Raw genomic sequence first — 22,822 nt, forward strand, 5'->3', positions numbered from 1 at the left:
GCGACCGGGAGCCGGGTTTCGCGTGCGCACCGGCGGGGTGGGGGATCGGATGGGTGTGAGGTCCGCGTTCGATTCGCTGCGGGGCGGTGGCGCATCCCAGTTGCTGGACAGGGTTGTGCAGGACGGCGGATTCTCGGTTCAGGGCAAGCGGCGCGGCTGGTTCGGCGGGCTGATGTCGGTGGCCTGGCTGTCCTACATGATCGGACCGGTCATCCAGGCCTGGGTGCGCGCGGACCAGCCGACCGCGAGTCTCGCGACCGCGGCCGTGCTCGCCTACGCGGCGTTGATCGTCGGTTCCTTCATCGTCTTCCGCCGGGCCGACCGGAGTGAACCGCTCATCGAACACCCGGCCGACCTCCGACTGTGGCCGGTGCTCGCGGCCATGGCGACATGCACCGCGGCGTTGATCGCGCTGCTCGGCCCGATCGCCCTGCCCACCTTGATCTATGTCGGGGTGACGGCCGTGTTCCACATGCCGACGCGCGAGTCGGGATATGTGGCGTTCGCGGTCATGCTCGCCATGCTGCTGGTGCCGGTGGCGCTGCCGAGTCTGTCCGGTGTCCCGTTCTACGTATCGTTCGTACCCGTCGTGGTCTGGGCGGCCAGGCAGCTGGGATTGCGCGGTGAGCGGCTGGCCGAGCTGGCCAGGCGGCAGCGGGCCGAGCTCGCGATCGTCGAGGAACGCAACCGGGTGGCACGCGACGTGCACGATATCCTCGGCCATTCGCTTACCGTGATCACCGTGAAAACCGAACTCGCGCAACGCCTCATCGATGTCGACCTGGCACGGGCGAAGGCCGAGATGGCCGATGTCGAGCGGCTGGCGCGCGAGGCGCTGACCGGGGTTCGGGACACGGTCGGCGGTCTGCGTGAGGTGTCGTTGCGTGGTGAATTGGCCAATGCGCGGACGGCGCTCGCGGCTGCTGATATCGAGGCCACACTCCCGGATACGGTGCGACTGCCCGATAGCGGCCACAGTGAGTTGTTCGGTTGGGTGCTGCGCGAGGCGGTGACGAATGTGATCCGGCACAGTGCCGCCCGCCACTGCACGGTCACGGTGACCGAAGCCGGCATCGAGGTCCTCGATGACGGTCGCGGGCTGGGAACCGGCCTCAATTCCGGGTCGGGTCTGTCCGGACTGCGCGAACGAGTGCGGGCCGCCGGGGGAATATTGACGCTGTCGTCACCTGAGGGAGGTGGAGTTCGTGTGCGTGCCACGGTGCCCGCTGTCGAGTGATCCGAAAATCGGCCGGATGGGCCGGGGCCGGGCATGATCCGTCTCCTGCTTGCCGACGATCAAGCGCTGGTCCGCGGCGCGCTCGCCGCGCTGCTCGGTCTGGAGACCGATCTGGCGGTGGTCGCCGAGGTCGGTCGGGGCGACGAGGTCCTCGACGCGGTCGCGCGCACGACACCCGATGTGGTCCTGCTGGATGTGGAAATGCCCGGCATGGACGGCATCGCGGTCGCGGCGCAGTTGCACGCCGCTCATCCGGACGTGCGGATTCTGATGGTCACGACGTTCGGCCGACCCGGCTATCTGCGGCGCGCAATCGATGCGGGCGCAAGCGGATTCGTTGTCAAGGACACCCCTGCTCGCGAGCTGGCGGATGCGGTGCGCCGCGTCCACATGGGCTTGCGCGTCGTCGATCCGGCATTGGCGACCGAGACTTTGTCCGTCGGCACCTCGCCGCTGACGGCACGCGAACGCGAAGTCCTCGCCGCCGCGGCCGACGGTGCGACTGCGGGCGCGATCGCCAAACAGCTACATCTATCGGAAGGCACTGTCCGCAACCATCTTTCATCCGCCATCGGCAAGACCGGAACCAGCACCCGCGCCGAAGCGGTCCGCGCAGCCGAACGCCTCGGCTGGCTGTGAGCGCTCGGCGCGGGACAGGAGCCACCGATTCGCCAGTCCGCTGCGGCAGGTCATGCACCGTCCGCATGCGGGCGTGCAGATCAGGCCGCCACGGGTGGACGCGGACTCTGACAGCCCGTGCGCCCAGCCGATCAGTCGGCCGAGCGGGATGCGGACTCAACCGGCAAGCGCGTAGTGCGGGATGAGGTGCGCACAGCTTGCGCGGCGGGCTCACCGTAGGGCAGCAGGACCCGCACACCCTGGGCGAAGGTTTCCGGTTCGACATCGCCGATGATCAAGTGCTGCAACATGAATCCCGGTAACAGGCCGATGATCGCGGTCGTCACGGCATGCGTGTCGGCCTCGGCGGGCAGCCAGCCCACCTCTTGCATCCGCTCGACGTACTCGTGCCAGCGGTCGCGCATGCCGAGGACGGCGGCCTTGACGTATTCGGCGGCCTCGGGGTGCACCAGCGCCAGCGCCCAGGCCTGCGGCGCCAAGCGCACCGTGCCGTCGGGGCCACTGTGCGCGACGATGTATCGCGCGATGATGATGGTGAACTCTGCCGGGGTCGGCAGTGGATCGGTGCGGATCGCCTCGGTCATCACGGCCCGTAGTTCGACCGTGGTCTCGGTCGCCAGCGCCGCGATGATGTCGTTCTTGCTCTTGAAGTAGCGGTAGACCGCCCCGGCCGAGAGGCCCGATTCGGTGAAGATGTCCTGCATCGAGGTCTCGTGGAAGCCCCGGCGGGCAAAGCAGAGCTGCGCGGCGTCGAGGATCTGCTGCCTGCGGCGTTCCAGGTGTTCGGCACTGACTCGGGGCATGGCTCCAAAGTAAAACGAATGCTCGTTCTTGACAAGTGTGATAGGCCGTGCGACGGTATCCAGATCGAAAGAGAACGGTCATTCGATTTTCGGGAGAATGTCATGAATACCATTCAGCGGGCGCTCGCCGTAGGCATCGGCGCCGCCCTGCTCCAGGCACTGATGCTGATCGCGTTCGCCTGGCCCGCGGCCCATATCGCGCCGCGTGATCTGCCCATTGCCGTCAGCGGTCCGCAGGCCGCGATGGTCGCCGACAAACTGGCCGAGCACGATCCGGACGCGTTCGACATCACCAACCCGGCCGACGAAGCGGCGGCCCGCGCCGCGATCGAGAACCGAGACGTCTACGGCGCCATCATCACCGGCGGCGGTGCGCCCCGCGTGCTGATCGCCTCGGGCGCGAGTCCCGTTGTGGCCCAACAACTCACCGCGATCGCCCAGCAGTTGTCCGGTGCACCGGACACGCCGGTCGAGGATGTGGTCGCCGCCGATCCCGACGATCCGCGCGGTACCGCCTTCGGTGCGATGGTGCTGCCGCTGGTTATGTCCGGTATCGCGGCGGGCGTCGTGCTCAGCCTGCTGATTCCGGCAATCGGCGGCAAGGTGATCGGCCTGTTCACCTTCGGCATCGCGGGCGGTCTGCTGAGCATAGTGATCATTCAGGGCTGGATGTCGGTGGTACCCGGCCCCTATCTGACCCTGGCGGCGGTCGCGGGTCTGGTGTCGTTCGCGGTCTCCGGTACGGTCGTCGGGCTCGCCGCCGCGATCGGCCGCGCGGGCATCGGCATCGCCGCGCTGACCATGCTGCTGGTCGGCAACCCGTTCTCGGCCGCCACCTCGGCCCCGGAACTGCTCCCGCAGCCGTGGGGCACCATCGGCCAGTTCCTGCCCCCGGGCGCGGCCGCCTCACTCCTGCGCTCGGTCGCCTTCTTCGACGGCGCCGCCGCCACCAAACCGCTTGTGGTCCTGATCATCTGGGCCCTCGCGGCGCTTGCCCTGCTGGGTATCGGCGCGCTGCGTGGCCGCCGCGTGGAAACCAGCCCCACCCCGGTCCCGGCCGCGGATCCGGTCCCCGCCTGATATTCGGCCCCGAAATCCACTGCAGACCACCATCACCCGGCAATCCGGGCGGATGGTGGCCTGCAGGACGCCAGCCCCGGTTTCCCGAGTGATGGTGGCCGGTACCGGTTTTCAGCTGATGGTGAACGAGAAGGCCGGGGTGGTGTCCTCGCCCTTCTTGGCGTCGTAGCTCACCACATACGTGCCGGTGGCCGGTGACGGAACCACGAAGACGACGTAATTCTTTGCGTTGTCGATGGTTTCGTTCGTATTCAGCAACTCGTTGATCGGTCCGCGAATATCGGCGGGCAGCGACTGACCGTCCGGCGTTTTCACGGTGAAGTAGTCGTAGAACACATTCAGCCCGCCCGCGGAGATCCCGGGCCCACCAATGATCTTGATGTGCAATGAGAGATCCATCTTGCCGCGTTCGTCCGAGGTGTAGCTCGGTGCGATTGTGCCGCCGGTGATTTCGATCGTGGTCTGATCCTGCACCAGTTTGCCGGTGACATTCAGTGTCTTGGGTGCGACACCCTCGACCTGAGCCGAGGCCTGCAGCGGAATCTTGGTCTGATTGTCCGAGGCCTGCCCGTAGATCACCGTCATGGTGTCGAGCAGGTGCTCGGCATCATGCAGTGTCTTGACCGATGTGGTGACTTTGCCGGTGGCCGAACCCTTTCCGGGCACGGCCGGGGAGTCGAAGCTCGCTCCGCCGTCGACTTCCTTGTCGACCTGCAGGTAGGTGTTATTGCTGATGGTCTTGTTGTCGGGGGTGGTGTTCTTGTAGGTGATGTCGATCAGCACCTTGGCCCCGCCGAATTCGTCGGGCACCACGGTCGCCTTGTCCACCGTGATATCGAAGCCCTCGTACCAGCCGGTTTTGCCGATGGTCCGAACGGTCGACTGGCCGTTGTTCGCCCCCGGCTGCCCTTGGCCGACCGTGCGCTGCGCGGAAGCGGGAGCCGAACTCGTCGGTCCCGCCTTGGTGTCCTTGTCATTGCACGCCGTCATGAACAAGGCGGACGTGCCGATGAGCACGGCCGCACCAACGGTGCTGAATTTCCGGCCGCTACCCGCAGGAAAAATGGATGATCGCACGCTGCCTCCCAGAAGATTTGCCATCTCAGTGCGCGACGCCCGGAAGCCCCGGACGCTATCTGATTCGCAGTGAAATCTTCGCCGAAGGCAACGCCGTTAACCGTGTGATCGGAATCACAATTTAGGGCGGTCCGCTTTCGCGCACTCGCAGCAGGTGCCAAAGATCTCCATGGTGTGGCTGACCTCGGTGAATCCGTGCTCGCCCGCGATGGATTCGGCCCATGCCTCCACCGTCGGACCCTCGACCTCGACGGTGCGTCCGCAGTGTCGGCACACCAGATGGTGATGATGTCCGGTGGAGCACTGTCGATACACCGATTCTCCGGTGTCGGTGCGTAATACATCGACGAGTCCGGCGTCGGCCAGCGACTGCAGGGTGCGGTAGACCGTGGTCAGCCCGATGCCCTCGCCGCGGCGGCGCAATTCGTCGTGCAACTCCTGTGCGGAGCGGAACTCCTCGATATCGCCGAGCAGCGCCGCGATCGCACTGCGCTGGCGGGTACTGCGGACACCGACCGGCTTCTGCGGAAAGACCGTCTTATCTGGCACGTTCACCCTTCCTCGGCATGCGCCACGGCGTCGACGACGATATGCGCCAGGTGGTCGTCGACGAGTTCGTACAGCACTTCGCGGCCGGAGCGCTCCCCGTGTACCACCCCCGCGGACTTCAGGATCCGCAGATGCTGGCTGACCAGCGGTTGGGTGACACCGAGTACATCGACCAGTTCGTGCACACAGCGCGGCGACTCGCGCAGCTGTAGCACAATGGCGATGCGGACCGGCGCCGCGAGGGCGCGTAGCAGCTCGCCCGCGTCCTCCAGGACGGTCCGCGAGGGCACCGGCACCGGGGCGGGTGACCGGTACGGGTTGTGCGGATGGGCGGTAGCGGCCTCGGCGGTCATCGAACCAACTCCTTAATGGAAAGCGATCCCATTTTGATATGCACAGTTGCGCATGTCAAATGAGCCGCGCCGACCGGCGCGAGATTCGAGTGAGTGCGTCGGACATCGGCGATGCCTAGGCCTGTGCGGTGCAAAACCGATTGGCCGGTGCCGATAGGCTGAAGCGCATCTGAACTCGAGTCGATTGACTCGAGGCAATCGAATCCGACTCGCAGTGGATGGAGAATTCTCGCGTGGCACCCAAGTCGAAGGTGGACACCGTTGCCAACCTCGCCAAGCGCCGGGGTCTGGTGTACCCGTGCGGTGAGATCTACGGAGGCACCAAATCGGCGTGGGATTACGGTCCGCTCGGTGTCGAGCTCAAAGAGAACATCAAGAAGCAGTGGTGGCGTTCGATGGTCACCAGTCGCGAGGATGTCGTCGGCCTCGACTCGTCGGTGATCCTGCCGCGCCAGGTGTGGGTCGCCTCGGGCCACGTCGGCGTATTCAACGATCCGCTGGTCGAATGCCTGAACTGTCACCACCGGCACCGGCAGGACCACCTGCAGGAGGCCTACGCGATCAAGCACAAGATCGCCGATCCGGACACCGTCTCGATGGAGCTGGTGGTGTGTCCGGACTGCGGCACAGTCGGCCATTGGACCGAACCGCGCGACTTCAACATGATGCTCAAGACCTACCTCGGCCCGATCGAGTCCGAGGAGGGTCTGCACTATCTCCGCCCGGAGACCGCGCAGGGCATCTTCATCAACTTCGCCAATGTGATGACCACCGCGCGCAAGAAGCCGCCGTTCGGCATCGCGCAGATCGGCAAGAGCTTCCGCAACGAGATCACCCCGGGCAACTTCATCTTCCGCACGCGCGAGTTCGAGCAGATGGAGATGGAGTACTTCGTCAAGCCGGGTGAGGACGCGGAGTGGCACAAGTATTGGATCGAGAACCGGTTCTCCTGGTACACCGACCTCGGCATCGATCCGGAGAACCTGCGGCTCTACGAACATCCGAAGGACAAGCTGTCGCACTACTCGGCCGGCACCACCGATATCGAGTACCGCTTCGGTTTCCAGGGCAACGAGTGGGGTGAGCTGGAGGGCGTCGCCAACCGCACCGACTTCGATCTGAAGACCCATTCGGAGCACTCGGGCACCGACCTGAGCTACTTCGACCAGACCACCAACGAGCGCTACACCCCCTACGTCATCGAGCCCGCGGCCGGTCTGACCCGCTCGTTGATGGCGTTCCTGGTCGACGCGTACACCGTCGGCCAGGCGCCCAATGCCAAGGGTGTGCTGGAGGAGCGGATCAGCCTGCGCCTGGACCGCAGGCTCGCACCGGTCAAGGCGGCGGTACTGCCGTTGTCGCGCAACGCCGACCTGACGCCGAAGGCGAAAGATCTTGCCGCGCAACTGCGCAAGAACTGGAATGTCGAATTCGACGACGCGGGCGCCATCGGCCGCCGCTACCGTCGTCAGGACGAGATCGGCACGCCGTTCTGCATCACCGTCGACTTCGACACCCTGGAGGACCAGGCGGTCACCGTCCGCGAGCGCGATTCCATGGCGCAGGAGCGCATCGCGCTGGACAAGGTCGAGGGCTACCTCGCGCAACACCTCATCGGCGCCTGATCAGATGACGATTGACGCCCGGCTGCGCAGCGGCCGGGCGTTTTCGCGGGTCAGTGCGCCGCGGGTAGGACGGTTTCAGCTGCCGCGAGGTTTCCGCTGGTTCGACTGGACGATCATGCCGATCGCGGACGGGATCAGCAGCGCGCAACCCCACGGCACAGCCACCCAGAACGGCCAGAAGTAGCCGGCACCGGTCGCCACCCAGATCGTGATGCACAGCGCGTTCACCGCGGCCCACGGAATCCACATGATGATGACCCACGGCGGCACCCGCTGGGCCGCCGTGGCCGGTTTGCGCGCGACGGGCAGATCCGACAGCAGCGGGCTCAGCTCGCCGTAGGTCTTTGCGGCGTAAACCTGTTTGAGTCGATCGTCGTATTCGTGCAGCGACAACCGGCCGTCGTTCATCGCCACCCGCAATTGCTCGGCGATCTTCTCGCGGTCTGCGTCCGAGGCCCGCAGCTTCTCCTGACCCACGGGTGCCAGCTTAGGGCCTGGATGCGTTCAGTGGCAGTGTGTTTCGGGGCTGTCGTAACGATCGTGGTGTACTGCCTCGCCGACATGCTTCTGCCTGCCCAATGGGGTGAGGTCGAGGAAGTTGTGGGTGCCGATATGGATATCGCCGCCTCGGGCATAGGACGAATAGGTGTGGAAGACCGCACCGTCGTCGTCCCGCCAGAACACGCTGGTGCCGGGCTGCTCGCCGTCGATGAACCAGGTCTCGCCTGCGGCTTCGAGTTCCGCCTTGGTCCGGTAGTTGTATTCGACGGGCGCGATGGATTCGTCCTGGGTGACGTGGAAGTCGTAATTGAAGTCGCCGCCGAACGAGGAGTACATCGGGAACGTCCATTCCATGCGTTCCCGGTAGCGGTTCAGCGTCTCCCACGGGCCGCGGGAGATCACCGCGAAGCTGGTGCTCTGGGCGTGCAGATGGGCGAGATGTCCGACATTGTCGAGAAACATCGCGCAGCTCGGACAGCCCGCGTCCAGATCCCAGCGCCACATCATGTGATAGACGATCAGTTGGCGGCGCTTCTCGAACAGGTCGGTCAACTCGACCTTGCCCGACGGCCCCTCGAATACATACTTCTTGTCGATCGCCACCATCGGCAGTGCGCGGCGCTTTTCGGCCAGCGCGTCCATGCGATGGGTGAATTCCTTCTCTTCGGCAAGCAGCCCCTTTCGGGCACTCAACCATTCCGCGCGGGAAACCACGGCCGGACGATTCATGATCATCTCCTAGCTTCGGTGAGACCGGTCCACATGGGTAGACCCGAGAGCCGAGCGAAAATCGTCGGTCCGACGCAGAGAATTTGTGATCGTACGGCGGCCTTCGCCGCGCTGAGCCCGCAGGAGCAGGCACGCATGCTCGAAGAACGGCGACGAATGATGCCCCCGTCCTAGCCGTGCTCTGCGGATGGAAATTTCCGGTGGGGCTAATCCGTTGACGGTCGATATGCCGCATGACACCGAGTAGGCAGGAGCCGGATATGGCGAGAGCGGTCAGGTTCGATCGTTATGGCGGAATCGAAGAACTGAAGGTTGTCGAAGTGCCGACGCCCACGGCGGGGCCTGGTCAGGTCGTCGTCGAGGTCGTCGCGGCGGGGATCAATCCGGGGGAGGCGAAAATCCGAACGGGCGCGTTGCACGAGCGTTGGCCCGCGACATTTCCATCGGGGCAGGGTACCGATTTCTCGGGGCGCATCGCTGAAGTCGGGTCCGGTGTCGGTGGGATTCGGGTCGGCGACGAGGTGCTCGGTTTCACCGATGATCGAGCCGGCCACGCCACCCACGTGGTGGTGCCCGCCGAGCAGGTGACGGCCAAGCCCGCGGGCCTGGACTGGGATGTTGCCGGCGCGCTGTATGTCGCTGGCACAACGGCTTTCGCCGCGGTGCGAGCGGTGGACGCGCAGCAGGCTGATACGGTCGCGGTCTCGGGCGCGGCGGGCGGTGTCGGCTCGATCGTCGTACAGCTGTTACGGGCCAGGGGCGTAACGGTTCTCGGCATCGCGAGCGAGGCCAATCACGACTGGCTGCGCAAGATCGGGGTGATACCTGTCGCCTATGGCGAGGGACTGGCCGATCGGATTCGCGCGGTCGCTCCCGATGGCGTGGATGCGTTCATCGATACCTTCGGCGCCGACTATGTCGAGCTCGCAATCGAACTCGGCATTGCGGTCGAGCGCATCGACACCATCATCAACTGGGAGGCCGCGGCGAAATACGGTGTGAAGACCGAGGGCAATGCCGCCGCGGGCACCATCGATGTGCTTGCTGAGCTCGCTGAGCTCGCCGCCGCGGGCACGGTACAGGTGCCCATTGCCGCCGTCTACCCGCTCGACAAGGTCCAGGAGGCCTATCGCGAGCTGGAACAGCAGCACACGCGCGGCAAGATTGTTCTGCATCCCTAGAGCGGCACGTCCCAGAAGTCGTATTCGTGCCGCATGCCCTGCAGGAAAAGCTGTTCCGCGCGTGCCGGATCGCCGCCGGCTTCGTCGAGCATCTGTCCGTAGCGACGGGTGAGCGCGGCGAAACCGGGGTCGGCGTAGGTGTCGACCCAGCGCCGGTAGCGCGGTTCGGCGGGCGGGTTCTCGGCGAGGATCGTGCCGAGGGTCGAATAGCCCCACATGCACGGGTACAGCGCGGCGAGGCCGTCGGCATAGGAGGCGGCCGACTCCAGTAGGAACGCGGTGTAGGCCGCGCACGGTGCTCCCTTCGTCGCGCCATCGAGGTCAGCGCCGAATTCGGCGGCCAGCGACCGGTGCAGCGACAGTTCCTCGTGATAGGTGGCGTGCGCGAGATCCACCAGATCGCCGAGGTGCGCCGCGGGCGCCTGCCAGGCCAGCCGGGCGAAAACCCGGACGTAGTCCAGTAGGAACAGATAGTCCTGTTCCAGCCAGGACCGGAAGACCGGTTCGGGTAGATCGCCGGTGGCGATGCCCGCCACCGTTGGATGGCTCAGCTGGCTTTCCACTAGTGGAAAACCTAGTTCCGCCAGATGTGTCGTAAGCGTGATGTGTGCTGCGGGATCCATGTGGGCAGTCTCTCTCAGTCGAAGTCGCTCCTGGTTTGCGCCCGGTTTGTCGGTGCCGCACGCTGAGCGATGTGTTGTGGGATGAGGAGGATTTGGTGCGGGTGTTGGGTGCCTCGGAACAACGTTTCGTGCGCGCGGGGACCTACACGGGACGGTCGGTCACAGTCGTCGGTGGTCTCGATACGACAGCGTTGGGGGCGGCCTTCTCCGCGCTGCAGCAGGCCTATCCCGTGGTGACCTGCCGGATCGCGGAGGATGCGACGGGCCGTGGTTACCTCCTACGGCCGGGCGAACATTCGTTGGCCGGTATGACCGCGAGTCCGGGTGATCCCGATATCGTCCGGATCCCCGCCGAACCGATCGATCCCGCGAAGCAGCTGGCCTACCTCGATGTCGTGCTCTCCGATCGAGGGCGCTCGCGCGTCACGCTGTTCGCCCATCACAGCATCGCCGACGCTGGTCACTGCGTCGAATTGCTCTCCCGACTATGGGATTTCTATACCGACTACGTCGAATCCGGTACGACAACCGTTGTGCCGCACGACTATCCGCAGTCGCTGGAATGGCATGCGGCGGCGCGCGGGATCGCCCGCAGTTCGATCTCCGGCTTCGAGGACGTGACCAGGCCGCTGCCGTCCGAAGTCGCCGTCATTCCGCCCGAACCCGCGATCTCCGCACCCGCGACACTGGTCCGGCCGCGGCGAATCATGTTGGACGAGGCCGCGACCGGCCGCATCATCGGCCTCGGGCGGTATCCGGATGTGACGGTCAACGGTCTGGTCACCGCCGCCCTGCTGCGCGCGTTCGCCTCGGAGAAGTCCGGTGATCCGGTGCCGCTCGGATGCCTGTATCCGGTCGATCTGCGCACGCGCCTGGAGCCGCCGGTGCCACGCGCCGAGGGCACGAATATGGCGGGGCTGGCCTCCTTCGCGGCCGAGGTCGACCGCTGCGCCGACATTCTGGAACTGGCCCAGCGCATTTCGTCCCGACTCCGACACGACCTCGCCGAGGGCATCGTCGCGCAGTCGGTGCTGCACTTCCCGGACTACTTCGGCGCCACCAGGATCCACTCGCTGACCGGGCACGTCGCGGTCACGAACACCGGTGCCGTGCCCGCCTTCCGCCTCCCGGCGACCATCGCGCTGACCGATTACGAGATCGTCTATCTCTCCGCCCACCCGCGTCCCTCCGCGGGTGCCTCGGCGGCGGTCACCTTCCTCGTCTACACCTTCGAAGGCCGTCTCACCGTCGGCATACTCGGTGGCGGGGCTGGAGTCGACCGGCTCGCGACCGCGGTGCGCGACGAGTTGACGGCCCTCGCGGAGGAGGCCGTCAACTCTTGAGGACGCACCGGTTTTCGCGCCGCTACTGATAGGTGGCGTGGGTCGGGCGCATGACCATCACCACGCGGCGCGGGTGGTCGGCGACGGGGCGCTCATAGGGCAGGTCGTAGCGGCGCGCGAGCACGTCGAAGAACTCGCCGTTGGGATCGGGCTCGATGGCCTCGATCACACCGCGGACCTCGAGGTAGCGGTAGGGTTTGTCCGGATCGTTGATGCTCACCGCCACGTCGGGATTCTGCTTGGTGTTGACGGCTTTTCGGCGATCGATCGTGGTGGTGAAGCGCAGCCGTCCGCCGTCCCAGACCTGCCAGACCGGGGTCACCTGCGGGGTGCCGTCCGGGTTGAGCGTGGCGAGATGGGCGAACAGCGGCCGCGACAGCAGATCGGCATGGCTCTCGGGGATCACTGGGTTGTTCATATCTTGAAGACTATCAAAGCTTTGATAGGTCAGCTATCCTTGACACTCATGAAACTGCCCGCGGAGCAGCGGCTCGGTCTGGATCTCAAGCGCGCCGAGCAGGAGCTGATGGCCGTCAAACACGAGGCGGTCAAACCGCTTACGGTGCCGCAGTACGCCGCGCTCTACGCATTGTCGGACAACCCCGGTATCTCCGCCGCGGCCCTCGCCCGCGCCTGCCTGGTGACTCCGCAGGCGATGACGGTGGTGCTCAAGAACCTGCAGGAGCGCGGTCTGGTGGAGCGGACACCGCACCCCTGGCATCGTGGCGTACTGGAGACGCGGTTGACCCCGGCGGGGCGCAAGGCCTTCGCCAAGGCCGATGCGAAGGCGGCCGCGATCGAGCGACGGGTGGCGCAGGCGTTCAGCGCGCGGGAGCGAGAGCAGTTGCGGGAGTTGTTGGCTCGGTTCACCGAGGCGCTGCAGGAGTGAGGCATACCGAAGCGGCCGCCGGATCGGTAGGTTCGTAGCAGGCTGGTAGCACGGTGGTGATCGACGGAAGCGGGTGTTCGAACGGTGCGGACTAACGGAGACCGGCGGCGCGGGAGTGGGCTCGGTGCCGCTGCGGTCGGTATCGGCGCACTGGGCGTCGGCGAGTTGATCGCGGCCTCGCGTGGCGATTCGCTGATCGACGCCGTCGGCCGGGTGCTGGCCGATACCGCGCCGGTGCCGGTGGTCGAGACGACGGTCGCGTTATCGGGCAAGCACGACAAGGCCGTCACTCGGCTCGGCGTCGGCGTCGGCGCGATCGCGGCGACCGTCGGGCTCGGGGCGCTGCCCGAGCAGGTGCGTACACCCGCTGTCGCGGCCTTCGGGGTCGCCGCTGCCGTACTCGGTTTCCGCCGACCGACCCGCTCGCCCGCGACCGTCGTGGGTGCGGCCGCCGCGGCGGGTGTACTCGGCGTCGGGTTGCGCAGGCGGCCACGCGGGTTGTTCGGCGCGCTGCTCTGGGCCGGGGCCGGCGCCGGACTCTTGGCCGGGGCGCGGGCGCTGATTCGGGACTACGACCGCAGGCAGGGTGCCGCGATCCGGCGCGTCGGTCCGATGGGCGGCATCTCGATGGTGCCGCGGGACGGGCTGGAGGAGGAGCCGGGGCTGTCGTCGCTGATCACCGCGAACCGCAGTTTCTACGTCGCCGACGTCAACCTCAGTCCGCCCCGGATCGATCCGACTCGCTGGCGGCTGGCAGTCACCGGCCAGGTCGCGCATCCGCTGCGCCTGTCGCTGGCCGAATTGGCCGCGGACGCGGTGGAATTCGACGCGGTCATGGTGTGCGTGCACAACCGGCCCGGTGAACGTCGCGCGGGCAACGGCCGCTGGTACGGCGTCCCGCTGGCGCAACTGCTGGCACACGCGATCCCGGAATCCGGCGCGACCCGGATGGTGACCAGGGCCGTCGACGGCTACACCACCTCGCTGCCGGTCGAACCGCTGCGCTCCGGCGCATGGCCCGGCTACCTGGTGATCGGCATGAACGGTGAGCCGCTCCCGCCGGCGCACGGCTTCCCGGCCCGTGTCTTCGTCCCCGGCCTCTACGGCCAGTACACCGGTGCGAAATGGCTCGCCGAACTGGAACTCACCGACGACCGCCACGTCGACTACTGGTGGCAGCGCGGCTGGCCGTCGGAACCGATGTGGGTGACACCGCAGGCCCGCATCGATGTGACCGCGCCGGGCCGCGCGGCAGCGGGCACCACCAGCCTCGCCGGTGTCGCGTGGGCACCACCACACGGTGTCGACGCCGTCGAGATCCGCATCGACGAAGGCGATTGGCTCCCTGCCGATCTCGGCACCGAACTCGCCCCCGCCGCCTGGCGTCGCTGGCGCACCACCGTCGACGTCCCGTCCGGCGCACACACCGTGCAGGTCCGCGCGATCAGCCGCTCCGGCGAAGTCCAAGACGGCACCCCGCGCTCGCCTTTCCCTTCCGGTCCAACAGGTTTCCACAGCGTCACCATCAAGGTGTGACAGCCGCGCTCGCCTCTCGTACTGAACATGACGACTCCTGGTCTATGGCCTCACACGGTGTCAGGGTCAACCCTCAGAACCGACCGCCCCGGCTGATGCGGCGCGATCCGCTCGAACCGCCGTACGAGCCGGGGGTATAGCCGCCGCCGGACCGCGGTCGCGCACCGCGGAGCAGCCCGTCGATCAGAATTCCGCCGAGCACCGCACCCGCCTGCCCCGTGCCCGACGGCGGCCGGCTGTTCTCCCAGGCCTGCACACTGGCCTGTGCCTCGCGCAGCGCGCGAGCGCCCAGTTCGGCGGCGGACTGCGCGCTGGTCAGGGCCTGTGCCGGAGCCGTGGCGGAGAGCTGTTGTGCCGCATCGAGATTGCGCTGTGCCTCGGACAACCGGGTGCGCGCCGGTGCGTCCACGCCGCCGCGTCGAGTCGTGATGTAGTCGCTCGCCGCGCCGATCTGGGCGCGGGCATCGGTCAGCGCGCGGTCGAGTCTGCGTCGCAGATCCTCGGCGGCGAGTTTGCGGTCGGTGGCCGCCGCGTTGGCGAGGTCCAGCGTGTCGTCGGCCGCCACCGCATTGTGGAAGGCGTCGAGGGGATCGCTCGTCGATATGGTGGTCGCACTGGTCAGAGCCGTTTCCGCCACGGTGATGGCGGCTTGCAGATCGGTGCCGCCGTAGCCTGCGAGGGTCTTCGCGGTAGCGATATCCGCGCGCAGTTCGTCGAGCACGGCGGGCAGCCCATCGGTCGCCTGCTGAATATTCGTCGCCGCATTGTCGACGGCGTCGAGCAGCGTGCGGGCCTGTCCGATCGCGCTTTCCGCGGACCGGATCGCGGCGACCGCGCCGCCCTGCTTGCCGACCGGCTGGGTGAGAGCGTCGCGGCCCGCATCGATGTTCTGCTCCGCGAACGCGATTCGCTCCCGCGCCATGGTGACGTTATCGCGTACCGGGGCGAGCACACTGCCAGGAGAGGCATCGGTGAGCCGGGTGAGTTCGGCCTCCGAGTCCGGCACCCGCCCGGTCAACTCCACCAAATCCCTTGTCAGCCCGTCCAATCGACTCGGCGCGTCGATGAGCAGATCCCGCATCGCGTCGAACTCCGCTACCTGGGCGTCGAGTTCCCGGTCGGCCCGCCCGACCGTACCGATCAGATCGACCAGCATAGTGCGCTGCTGATCCGGCGTCTCGGGAATTGCGTCGTCCAGCTGCTGGCGGATCGAGAATGCCTTGGCGGCAGCGGCTTTCGCATTCGTCAAGGCGGTGCTGAACGGGGTGACCGCAGTCGCGCCGAATTCGCCGGTCGCCAGTTCCAACTCCTCGGCACTGGTTCGCACCGCGTTGTCGATCTCCACCAACACTTCTTGCGAACGGTCCTGCAACGCCTCCAGCGACAGGGCCGCGAGCGCGGCGGAGTTATCCGGATCCACCTGCCGCGCAGCCGCCAACTCGGCACGCCTCCGGTCGCCGCGCCGCTTACGCGAATACAGCACCAGCCCACCGGCAACGAGCACGATCACCACGGCGACGATCAGCACCGCCCGCCCGCTGACGCCACCACCGCGCGCCGCCGAATCCAGACCATCGGCCATCGCGACCCCGGCGTCAGCCCACCGGTTGTCGCGCAGCGCGGGTTCCACATCGTGTGTCAGCACCCTGTCCAACTCGGAATCACTGACACCACTGGGCAATTCGCCATGGAACGAATACCCGCGATCCTGCGTCGCGACCGCGAGCAACACATCGCGCCCACCGAACCCGGACATGGTCGCGGTGCGATCGGCCCATTCCTCCGGACTCAGTCCATTGAAATCGCGCACATAGACCACCCAGAGCCGCACCTGATGATCGGCGTACAACTCCGCAACCGCGCCCAGCACCCGATCGAGCTGCCCACGATCGAGCACCTGCGCCGAATCGACCACATATGGCCCCATCCGCAGTGGCGGCTCCGCGCCAACCCGCGACACGCCCGGCCCACCGGCCAATGCGACGCACAGGAACGCCACGCTGATCACCGCCCACGCGGTCCAGCGGATTCGACGAATCGGCGCTAACAACGGCATGGGACGAACTTAGCTAGCATCGATTCGTGATCACGATCGACCTGCCGTACACCGGTCATCTGTCTGCTGGATCGAATCCGCAACAGCGTGACATTCCTGGTGCTCGCATCATCAAAATGTCCGTTGGGGGCATGGACAACAACTGCTATCTAGTGCAGTGCAGCGCCACCGGTGCCGCACTGCTCATCGACGCCGCCAACGAACCCGACCGCATCAACGAGCTCATCGATCAGGAAACGCCCGACCGCGTAGCCCTGGTCGTCACCACCCACCAGCATCCGGACCACTGGTTCGGGCTGAAAGAGGTTGTCGCCGCCATCGGCGTACCCACCGCCGCGCACCCCCTCGACGCCGATCCGCTCCCGGTGCGCCCCGACCGACTACTCGCCGACGGTGACCTCATCGAGATCGGCGACCTCGCCTTCGAGGTTATCCACCTGCGCGGACACACACCCGGCTCGGTCGCCCTCGCCCTCGTCGACGGCCCGGGCGTCCACCTGTTCACCGGTGACTCGCTCTTCCCCGGCGGCATCGGCCGCACCACCAACCCGGCGGATTTCACCTCCCTCTATACCGATGTCACCACGAAGATCTTCGCCCGCTACCCCGACGACGCCGTTGTCTATCCCGGTCACGGCGACGACACCACATTGGGTGTCGAACGCCCACACCTCGGGGAATGGCGCGAACGCGGCTGGTAGTCACCGCGCCTGCGGACTGAGGCTTTCGAATATGCGCTCCGAACTCTGCGCGCCGTAGCCGTCGGCGACCTGGCGGTCGACGAGGTTCTTGATCGGGCCGATGACGTCGAGGTCGACCCCCGCATTGCGGCTGGCCGAGACGATGGTGTCGAGGGCGGCCTTGGTGAAGGTCAAGGGCTGGAACGGGATCGAATAGTCGCCGGAGTCGATTTTGGCTCCGGCGATCGGGAGCGAACCGGTCATCGCCGTGAGAAAGCCCGCGGCACGTTTGCCGAATTCCTCGGCCGATATGCCGATCGAGCGGACCATCGCACCGCCGTGGTAGAAGCCCGCGAACATGACGTACATCCCCGACAGCAGAGCGAAGTCGACCAATGCGGCATGCCCGGCGTCTTCGCCGAAATATTCGGCGGTGCCCAGTAATTCGAGAGTTTCGCGATGGTTGTCGAAGATCTCGCGGGAACCGCTGTACAGCAGGGACGAACCGGGTTGGCCGATCATCGGCGGGGTGGCCATGACGGCGCCGTCGAGGAAGTCGATGCCATGGCTCGCGGCCCACTGCGCCAGTTCGCGTGACCCGCGCGGCTCGGTGCTGGTCAGGTTCACCAGCGCGCGGCCGACCAGCAGGTCGGCCGCCGGGTCCAGCACCTCGTGCACGGACCGGTGGTCGAACAGGCAGGCCACCACGAGATCGTCGGCGGCCACCGCCTCGGTGACTGTCCGCGCCGACTTTGCCCCCGCCGCAACGAGTTCGGCGTCCTGGCCGACACTGCGATTCCAGACTGTTGTCGGATGCCCGGCGCGTACGAACGCGGCGGCCAGCGCGCGTCCCATCGCACCGAGTCCGAGCACCGTCACCGATGTCGTCATATGTCCACTCCTCAATATTTCGAGCTGCCTGTGCCGCCCGGATAGCCGGTTCGGTCAGGTGAAAGGAACTTCGGTGTGGCGCCGCAAACCATTCTCGATACGTACTGCGATATCGACAAGTACTTACAAATTAGTCCAGTACTTACCTATAAGTAAGTGTGTAGCCGGGGCGGTCGATATCCGCTGGTTACCCGCGTGACGTACCGGTCGCTGGTGACCTGGCAAACTTGGTGAGGTGAATTCGGCGTCGCTGCGTACCCGGTCGGCCTCGGCTCCCGCATCCGGCTCGTCGCGCGGTGCCGGAGGCGGGCTGCTGCGCTGGGCGCGGCGGCTGGTCGCGGGCGCGATCTTGATGGGTGCGGTGCTGGTCGGCGGCACCGCATTCCGGGTGTGGCAGGTGGCGCGGATCGACGACTACACCAGGGCGGACGCCATCGTCGTACTCGGCGCCGCGCAATACTCCGGAACACCGTCGACGGTGTTCGAGGCGCGGCTGGACCAGGCCTACAAACTGTTCAAGGCCGGTGTCGCGCCCACGGTGATCACCGTGGGCGGCAAGCAGGAAGGCGATCTGTACACCGAGGCCGCCTCCGGCAAGGCCTATCTGCAGGAGCGCGGGATACCGGGCGACCGGATCCTGGCGGTCGAGACGGGTTCGGACACGCTGCGCAGCATCGAGGCCGTCGCGACCGCCATGAGCGCCCGCGAGATGTCGGCCGCGGTGCTGGTCAGCGATCCGTGGCATTCGCTGCGCACCAGAACCATGGCCCGCGACGCCGGGCTGGAGGCGTGGACCGCGCCGACCCGCACCGGCCCGGCCGTCTACACCCGGGAATCGCAGGCGCACGGAATCGCCAGGGAGACCGGCGCTTTGCTCTGGTACCAGCTCACACACTTCTCATCGGACTTCAAATACTCAGCGGGGCAGTGAGATTCGATGAGTTATATCGAGCATGACCGTGAGCGCATGGTGGTCGAGGGCGCCAAGACCGCTGGACTCGGCCCACCGCGTAGTGAATTCGAAACCGGCCACCGCACCGAATTCGCCCGCGACCGCGCCCGCGTGCTGCACTCCGCGGCCCTGCGCAGACTCGCCGACAAAACCCAGGTCATGGGGCCCCGCGACGGTGACACCCCGCGCACCCGACTGACCCATTCGATCGAGGTGGCCCAGATCGGGCGCAGTATCGCCGACGGTCTCGGCTGCGATCCGGACCTCGTCGACTTGGCCGGATTGGCCCACGATATCGGCCATCCGCCCTATGGCCACAATGGCGAGACGGCCCTCGACATCTTCGCCGACGCCTACGGCGGCTTCGAGGGCAATGCGCAGAACCTGCGCATCCTCACCCGCCTGGAACCGAAGGTGCTCGACGTCGACGGGACGAGCGCGGGCCTGAACCTCACCCGTGCCGCGCTGGACGCGGCCATCAAATACCCTTGGGGCAGAACAGGTTCGGGCACTAAGTTCGGTGCCTACGATATCGATCTGGACCGCCTCGAATGGGTGCGCAAGGACGCGCCGGATGGCCGCAAGAGCCTGGAATGCCAGATCATGGACTGGTCCGACGACGTCGCGTACTCGGTGCATGATGTGGAGGACGGCGTCATCGCGGGCCGCATCGAATTGCGGGCTCTCGCCGATCCCGCCGAGCAGGCCGGACTCGCCGAACTCGGGCACGGTCAGCACCCCGCCCTTTCGGTGGACGACCTCGTCGGCGCGGCCCAGCGGCTGTCCGAACTGCCCGTGGTGGCCGCGGCCGCCGACTATGACGGCACCCTCGCCAGTTCGGTGGCCTTGAAGCGCCTCACCAGCGAACTGGTCGGCCGCTTCGCCACCGCCGCCATCATCGCCACCCGGCAGGTCGCCGGTGGGCGCGCGTTGTCCCGCTATGCCGCGGACCTCGAGATCCCGCCGATCGTGGCCGCTGAGGTGGCGATGCTCAAGACCGTCGCCCTGCGCTACGTCATGTCCGATCTCGATCACAAGCACCGCCAGGCGGTGCAGCGCGAGCGAATCCTGATGGTTGCGAACCGGCTGCTCGCGACCGCGCCGCACGGATTGGATCCGCTGCTGCTGCCGTGGTGGCAGGCCGCGGTCGATGACACCGCGCGCGTGCGCGTGATCGTCGACCAGATCGCCTCGTACACCGAGAGTCGGCTCGAGCGAGTGTCCCTTGCCGAATAGTCGACTGCTCAGACGCGTGACCAGCCGCTGGGCGTGTCGGGGCCGGACTAGCCTAGACTGACCGCCGTGGCCGGACGACTCCCAGATCGCGATATCGCGGCGATACGCGAACGCGTCCGGATCGAAGATGTGGTGGGGGAGTACGTCGCGCTGAAGCGCGCGGGCGCGGACTCCATGAAGGGGTTGTGTCCGTTCCACGACGAGAAGTCGCCATCGTTCCACGTGCGGCCCAACCACGGCCTGTACCACTGCTTCGGCTGCGGTGAGGGTGGTGACGTCTTCGCATTCCTGCAGAAGGTCGAGCACGTCGGATTCGTCGAGGCGGTCGAGCAACTCGCCGATCGGATCGGCTATCAGATCAATTACGAGGGCGGCGGCACCTCGGTGCAGCGCGACCGCGGTACCCGGTCCAGGCTGGTCGCCGCCAACGCCGCCGCGCACGAGTTCTACATGGCTCAGCTGCGCGAACCAGAGGCCGAGACGGCGCGCAAGTACCTCACCGACCGCAACTTCGACGGCAATGCCGCCCAGCAGTTCGGCTGCGGCTACGCCCCAGCGGGCTGGGACGTGCTGACGAAGCATCTGCTGCGCAAGGGTTTCGACTTCAAGGAACTCGAGGCGGCCGGGCTGTCGCGGCAGGGCCAGCGCGGGCCGATCGACCGGTTCCACCGACGGCTGCTGTGGCCGATCCGCAATCTCGGCGGCGATGTCATCGGCTTCGGCGCGCGCAAGCTCTTCGACGACGACACCATGCCCGGCAAGTACATCAATACGCCAGAGACCTTGCTGTACAAGAAGTCTCAGGTGCTCTTCGGCTTGGACCACGCCAAGCGTGAGATCGCCAAGGGCCACCAGGCCGTGGTGGTCGAGGGCTACACCGACGTGATGGCCATGCATTTGGCGGGCATCAAGACCGCGGTCGCCTCGTGCGGTACCGCCTTCGGCGACGAGCACCTCGCGCTGCTGCGCAGGCTGCTCATGGACGACAACTTCTGGCGCGGCGAGATCATCTACACCTTCGACGGCGACGCGGCCGGACAGGCGGCGGCGCTGAAAGCCTTTGCGGGCGACCAGAAGCTGGCTGGACAGACCTATATCGCCGTCGCCCCCGACGGCCAGGATCCGTGCGAACTGCGCGAGCATTCCGGCGACGCCGCGGTGCGCGATCTGGTGGCCCGGCGAACTCCGTTGTACGAGTTCGTGATTCGCGGTCTACTCGCCGACCACAACCTGGACACCGCCGAGGGGCAGGTGGAGGCGCTGCGTCGCGCCGTGCCGGTGGTCGCGCAGATCAAGGACAACGCGCTGCGCAAGGCGTATGCGACCAAGCTCGCCGGTTGGGTCGGCTGGGACGATATTCAGACCGTCGTGCGCCGGGTCGGTGAGGAAGCCAAGCGCAACCGCAACGGTGGCGGGCGGCCCGGCGGTCGCGCGGTGCCGCAGCCCACCGCGGTGGTCGCCGAACATCCTGCGGCCCGGCCGAATCCGAACGATCCGACGCTGTTGCCGCAGCGGCAGGCGCTCGGCGCGGCACTGCAGTATCCGGCGATGGCGGGGGCGGTCTTCGATTCGATCGAGGCCGAGGCCTTTACCCACCCCGCCTACGCGGCCGTGCGCGCGTTGATCGCCGAGGCGGGCGGCACCGCATCCGGGCTCAGCGGCGCGGAATGGGTCAACGCCGTTTCCGACGGCACCGACGACCTGACCATGCGGGCGCTGGTCTCCGAACTCTCCGGCGAACAGATGCCGGTGAAGTCCGCCAACGACATTCCCCGCTTCGTCACCGGCGTGCTGGCCCGCGTGCAGGAAGCCTGGGTCGGCCGCCAGATCGCCGAGTTGAAGTCCAAGCTCCAGCGTGTCTCCTCGACCGAACAGCCCGAGGCGTATATGGCGCTGTTCGGTGATCTGGTCGCCTTGGAGCAGTACCGCAAGAGCTTGCTCACCCAGGCCATGGGCAACCACGGCGACTTCGCCGCGGGCTGAGATATCCGGCCGCGAAGTCTGCACTCCGCGGCCGGATATCTTCTGATATCAGGCCATCTCGGGAACGCGCAGATGTGCGAAGCAGAGTTCGAACTCCGCCACCTCGAGCACCCCGGCGCCCATCTTTTGGACCGCTCCGGTCCTGATCCGTTCCGTCTGTTCGCGGCTGTTGTCCATCGCCTCGCGGCTGGCCCAGGTGGTCGCGCCCACCGCTCGGCCGGTTGCCCGATCGACGAACAGACTCGCGCTGCGGAATCCGGCGATCTGCTCGGCCGCCGGCAACACCCTCGTCTTGAACGTATTGATCGACCGGTCGATGTTGGCTGGATCACCGCGCACCCACGTGCATCGCGTGCACGCGCTGTCGCCGGCCAGTTGATCGCGGTGCATGACCGCGATTTCCCATTCCTCGACCAGCTCGATCGGGCCGTTGAGCGCCTGCGCCAGACCGTCACGCAGTGCCTGGACCTGTTCTCTGCTGTCGCGCATCGCCGCCTCGGATTCCCATGCGGTCGTGGCAATGCAACGTCCCGATGCCCGATCGGCCATCAGCGACATACCGACCCACCCCTCGATCTCGGGCAGATTCGGCATCAAATCATCGCGGAGGTATGCGATCCCATTGTCGATCGACGACAGCTGGGCCGTAATTGTGCTCGAACGTGCGTACACGGGCGACCTCCTGCCCTGCTGAGGGTGGCGCCCCGGTGGCGCCACCGGACATACCCACTGTCCTCTGCGGTGAGCGCAGACACAATGGCTGAGAGTGCGGGAAGTTTGCCAGGGTTTCTCCGGCCGTGGACGAGACGTTGTGCGGCGTAGAACGTTGTGCGTAGAACTCAGCGGTGACGAACAATGG

Annotated in this window: 23 protein-coding genes; 12 read left to right on the forward strand and 11 right to left on the reverse strand. The window is 66.6% G+C overall.

Going from position 1 to position 22,822, the window contains the following annotated elements; all coding sequences use genetic code 11:
- The first annotated feature begins 49 nt into the window (after positions 1-49).
- Positions 50-1,237 carry a sensor histidine kinase gene (locus tag OG874_RS01805; protein ID WP_330253371.1) on the forward strand — a complete coding sequence of 396 codons (1,188 nt, stop codon included), beginning with the start codon at positions 50-52 and terminating at the stop codon, positions 1,235-1,237.
- A 33-nt stretch (positions 1,238-1,270) separates the two neighbouring features.
- The gene (locus OG874_RS01810) at positions 1,271-1,876 is read left to right on the forward strand and encodes a response regulator transcription factor (protein ID WP_330253372.1); all 606 of its coding nucleotides are present in this window, start codon (positions 1,271-1,273) and stop codon (positions 1,874-1,876) included.
- Between the two features lie 131 nt (positions 1,877-2,007).
- On the opposite strand, the gene OG874_RS01815 is transcribed toward OG874_RS01810, so the two are convergent.
- A complete protein-coding gene (locus tag OG874_RS01815; RefSeq protein WP_330253373.1) occupies positions 2,008-2,679 on the reverse strand; it encodes a TetR/AcrR family transcriptional regulator in 672 nt (223 codons plus the stop codon).
- Positions 2,680-2,781: 102 nt separating this feature from the next.
- On the opposite strand from OG874_RS01815, the gene OG874_RS01820 reads away from it, so the two are divergent.
- Entirely contained in the window at positions 2,782-3,759 is a 978-nt protein-coding gene (locus OG874_RS01820) for a hypothetical protein (protein WP_330253374.1), read from the forward strand.
- A 111-nt stretch (positions 3,760-3,870) separates the two neighbouring features.
- On the opposite strand, the gene OG874_RS01825 is transcribed toward OG874_RS01820, so the two are convergent.
- The 3 genes from OG874_RS01825 to OG874_RS01835 all read right to left on the reverse strand — a co-directional run bounded on the left by OG874_RS01825 (position 3,871) and on the right by OG874_RS01835 (position 5,738).
- Positions 3,871-4,836 (reverse strand): hypothetical protein, encoded by a 966-nt coding sequence (locus OG874_RS01825; RefSeq protein WP_330253375.1) that lies wholly within the window; start codon positions 4,834-4,836, stop codon positions 3,871-3,873.
- Positions 4,837-4,950: 114 nt separating this feature from the next.
- On the reverse strand, positions 4,951-5,385 hold the full coding sequence (locus OG874_RS01830) for a Fur family transcriptional regulator (protein ID WP_330253376.1): 435 nt from the start codon (positions 5,383-5,385) through the stop codon (positions 4,951-4,953).
- 2 nt (positions 5,386-5,387) lie between these two features.
- On the reverse strand, positions 5,388-5,738 hold the full coding sequence (locus OG874_RS01835; RefSeq protein ID WP_330253377.1) for an ArsR/SmtB family transcription factor: 351 nt from the start codon (positions 5,736-5,738) through the stop codon (positions 5,388-5,390).
- 233 nt (positions 5,739-5,971) lie between these two features.
- Here OG874_RS01835 and OG874_RS01840 point away from each other — a divergent pair, with 233 nt between their 5' ends.
- A complete protein-coding gene (locus tag OG874_RS01840) occupies positions 5,972-7,363 on the forward strand; it encodes a glycine--tRNA ligase (RefSeq protein WP_330253378.1) in 1,392 nt (463 codons plus the stop codon).
- A 75-nt stretch (positions 7,364-7,438) separates the two neighbouring features.
- Here the strand turns inward: OG874_RS01840 and OG874_RS01845 are convergent, their stop codons facing one another.
- Both OG874_RS01845 and OG874_RS01850 read right to left on the reverse strand, forming a co-directional pair.
- Positions 7,439-7,840 carry a DUF1707 domain-containing protein gene (locus OG874_RS01845; protein ID WP_330253379.1) on the reverse strand — a complete coding sequence of 134 codons (402 nt, stop codon included), beginning with the start codon at positions 7,838-7,840 and terminating at the stop codon, positions 7,439-7,441.
- A 27-nt stretch (positions 7,841-7,867) separates the two neighbouring features.
- Complete coding sequence (locus OG874_RS01850; protein ID WP_330253380.1) at positions 7,868-8,593, reverse strand: DUF899 domain-containing protein; 726 nt, start codon at positions 8,591-8,593, stop codon at positions 7,868-7,870.
- A gap of 260 nt (positions 8,594-8,853) precedes the next feature.
- Here OG874_RS01850 and OG874_RS01855 point away from each other — a divergent pair, with 260 nt between their 5' ends.
- A complete protein-coding gene (locus OG874_RS01855) occupies positions 8,854-9,774 on the forward strand; it encodes an NADP-dependent oxidoreductase (RefSeq protein WP_330253381.1) in 921 nt (306 codons plus the stop codon).
- On the opposite strand, the gene OG874_RS01860 is transcribed toward OG874_RS01855, so the two are convergent.
- Positions 9,771-10,397, reverse strand: coding sequence for a TenA family protein (locus tag OG874_RS01860; protein WP_330253382.1), 627 nt, complete (start codon positions 10,395-10,397; stop codon positions 9,771-9,773). The two genes, OG874_RS01855 and OG874_RS01860, sit on opposite strands and share 4 nt — an antisense overlap.
- A gap of 71 nt (positions 10,398-10,468) precedes the next feature.
- Between OG874_RS01860 and OG874_RS01865 the strand changes: the two genes are divergently transcribed.
- On the forward strand, positions 10,469-11,740 hold the full coding sequence (locus OG874_RS01865) for a phthiocerol/phthiodiolone dimycocerosyl transferase family protein (RefSeq protein ID WP_330253383.1): 1,272 nt from the start codon (positions 10,469-10,471) through the stop codon (positions 11,738-11,740).
- Between the two features lie 22 nt (positions 11,741-11,762).
- Here OG874_RS01865 and OG874_RS01870 read toward each other — a convergent pair whose 3' ends face one another.
- Positions 11,763-12,158 carry a PPOX class F420-dependent oxidoreductase gene (locus OG874_RS01870; protein ID WP_330253384.1) on the reverse strand — a complete coding sequence of 132 codons (396 nt, stop codon included), beginning with the start codon at positions 12,156-12,158 and terminating at the stop codon, positions 11,763-11,765.
- A 48-nt stretch (positions 12,159-12,206) separates the two neighbouring features.
- Here OG874_RS01870 and OG874_RS01875 point away from each other — a divergent pair, with 48 nt between their 5' ends.
- Entirely contained in the window at positions 12,207-12,629 is a 423-nt protein-coding gene (locus tag OG874_RS01875) for a MarR family winged helix-turn-helix transcriptional regulator (RefSeq protein ID WP_330253385.1), read from the forward strand.
- Between the two features lie 84 nt (positions 12,630-12,713).
- Positions 12,714-14,165 (forward strand): molybdopterin-dependent oxidoreductase, encoded by a 1,452-nt coding sequence (locus OG874_RS01880; protein WP_330253386.1) that lies wholly within the window; start codon positions 12,714-12,716, stop codon positions 14,163-14,165.
- 73 nt (positions 14,166-14,238) lie between these two features.
- On the opposite strand, the gene OG874_RS01885 is transcribed toward OG874_RS01880, so the two are convergent.
- Positions 14,239-16,221, reverse strand: a complete 1,983-nt coding sequence (locus OG874_RS01885) for a TPM domain-containing protein (protein ID WP_330253387.1) — start codon at positions 16,219-16,221, stop codon at positions 14,239-14,241.
- 26 nt (positions 16,222-16,247) lie between these two features.
- On the opposite strand from OG874_RS01885, the gene OG874_RS01890 reads away from it, so the two are divergent.
- On the forward strand, positions 16,248-16,922 hold the full coding sequence (locus OG874_RS01890; protein ID WP_330253388.1) for an MBL fold metallo-hydrolase: 675 nt from the start codon (positions 16,248-16,250) through the stop codon (positions 16,920-16,922).
- On the opposite strand, the gene OG874_RS01895 is transcribed toward OG874_RS01890, so the two are convergent.
- The gene (locus OG874_RS01895; protein ID WP_330253389.1) at positions 16,923-17,792 is read right to left on the reverse strand and encodes an NAD(P)-dependent oxidoreductase; all 870 of its coding nucleotides are present in this window, start codon (positions 17,790-17,792) and stop codon (positions 16,923-16,925) included.
- Between the two features lie 235 nt (positions 17,793-18,027).
- Between OG874_RS01895 and OG874_RS01900 the strand changes: the two genes are divergently transcribed.
- The 3 genes from OG874_RS01900 to dnaG all read left to right on the forward strand — a co-directional run bounded on the left by OG874_RS01900 (position 18,028) and on the right by dnaG (position 21,963).
- Positions 18,028-18,723 carry a YdcF family protein gene (locus OG874_RS01900; RefSeq protein ID WP_442943259.1) on the forward strand — a complete coding sequence of 232 codons (696 nt, stop codon included), beginning with the start codon at positions 18,028-18,030 and terminating at the stop codon, positions 18,721-18,723.
- 6 nt (positions 18,724-18,729) lie between these two features.
- Positions 18,730-19,980 (forward strand): deoxyguanosinetriphosphate triphosphohydrolase, encoded by a 1,251-nt coding sequence (locus tag OG874_RS01905; protein WP_330253390.1) that lies wholly within the window; start codon positions 18,730-18,732, stop codon positions 19,978-19,980.
- Positions 19,981-20,046: 66 nt separating this feature from the next.
- Entirely contained in the window at positions 20,047-21,963 is a 1,917-nt protein-coding gene (gene dnaG, locus OG874_RS01910) for a DNA primase (RefSeq protein ID WP_330253391.1), read from the forward strand.
- A gap of 48 nt (positions 21,964-22,011) precedes the next feature.
- Here dnaG and OG874_RS01915 read toward each other — a convergent pair whose 3' ends face one another.
- Positions 22,012-22,635, reverse strand: a complete 624-nt coding sequence (locus tag OG874_RS01915) for a hypothetical protein (protein WP_330253392.1) — start codon at positions 22,633-22,635, stop codon at positions 22,012-22,014.
- Positions 22,636-22,822 lie beyond the last annotated feature (187 nt).

The organism is Nocardia sp. NBC_00565, assembly GCF_036345915.1.
Classification (GTDB): Bacteria; Actinomycetota; Actinomycetes; order Mycobacteriales; family Mycobacteriaceae; genus Nocardia.

What these genes read in the sequence shown, in the direction of transcription:
- OG874_RS01805 (WP_330253371.1), top strand. Translation starts at nt 50, where the DNA reads ATGGGTGTGAGGTCCGCGTTCGATTCGCTGCGGGGCGGTGGCGCATCC.
- OG874_RS01810 (WP_330253372.1), top strand. Translation starts at nt 1,271, where the DNA reads ATGATCCGTCTCCTGCTTGCCGACGATCAAGCGCTGGTCCGCGGCGCG.
- OG874_RS01815 (WP_330253373.1), bottom strand. Translation starts at nt 2,679, where the DNA reads ATGCCCCGAGTCAGTGCCGAACACCTGGAACGCCGCAGGCAGCAGATC.
- OG874_RS01820 (WP_330253374.1), top strand. Translation starts at nt 2,782, where the DNA reads ATGAATACCATTCAGCGGGCGCTCGCCGTAGGCATCGGCGCCGCCCTG.
- OG874_RS01835 (WP_330253377.1), bottom strand. Translation starts at nt 5,738, where the DNA reads ATGACCGCCGAGGCCGCTACCGCCCATCCGCACAACCCGTACCGGTCA.
- OG874_RS01850 (WP_330253380.1), bottom strand. Translation starts at nt 8,593, where the DNA reads ATGAATCGTCCGGCCGTGGTTTCCCGCGCGGAATGGTTGAGTGCCCGA.
- OG874_RS01855 (WP_330253381.1), top strand. Translation starts at nt 8,854, where the DNA reads ATGGCGAGAGCGGTCAGGTTCGATCGTTATGGCGGAATCGAAGAACTG.
- OG874_RS01860 (WP_330253382.1), bottom strand. Translation starts at nt 10,397, where the DNA reads ATGGATCCCGCAGCACACATCACGCTTACGACACATCTGGCGGAACTA.
- OG874_RS01870 (WP_330253384.1), bottom strand. Translation starts at nt 12,158, where the DNA reads ATGAACAACCCAGTGATCCCCGAGAGCCATGCCGATCTGCTGTCGCGG.
- OG874_RS01875 (WP_330253385.1), top strand. Translation starts at nt 12,207, where the DNA reads ATGAAACTGCCCGCGGAGCAGCGGCTCGGTCTGGATCTCAAGCGCGCC.
- OG874_RS01885 (WP_330253387.1), bottom strand. Translation starts at nt 16,221, where the DNA reads ATGCCGTTGTTAGCGCCGATTCGTCGAATCCGCTGGACCGCGTGGGCG.
- OG874_RS01895 (WP_330253389.1), bottom strand. Translation starts at nt 17,792, where the DNA reads ATGACGACATCGGTGACGGTGCTCGGACTCGGTGCGATGGGACGCGCG.
- OG874_RS01905 (WP_330253390.1), top strand. Translation starts at nt 18,730, where the DNA reads ATGAGTTATATCGAGCATGACCGTGAGCGCATGGTGGTCGAGGGCGCC.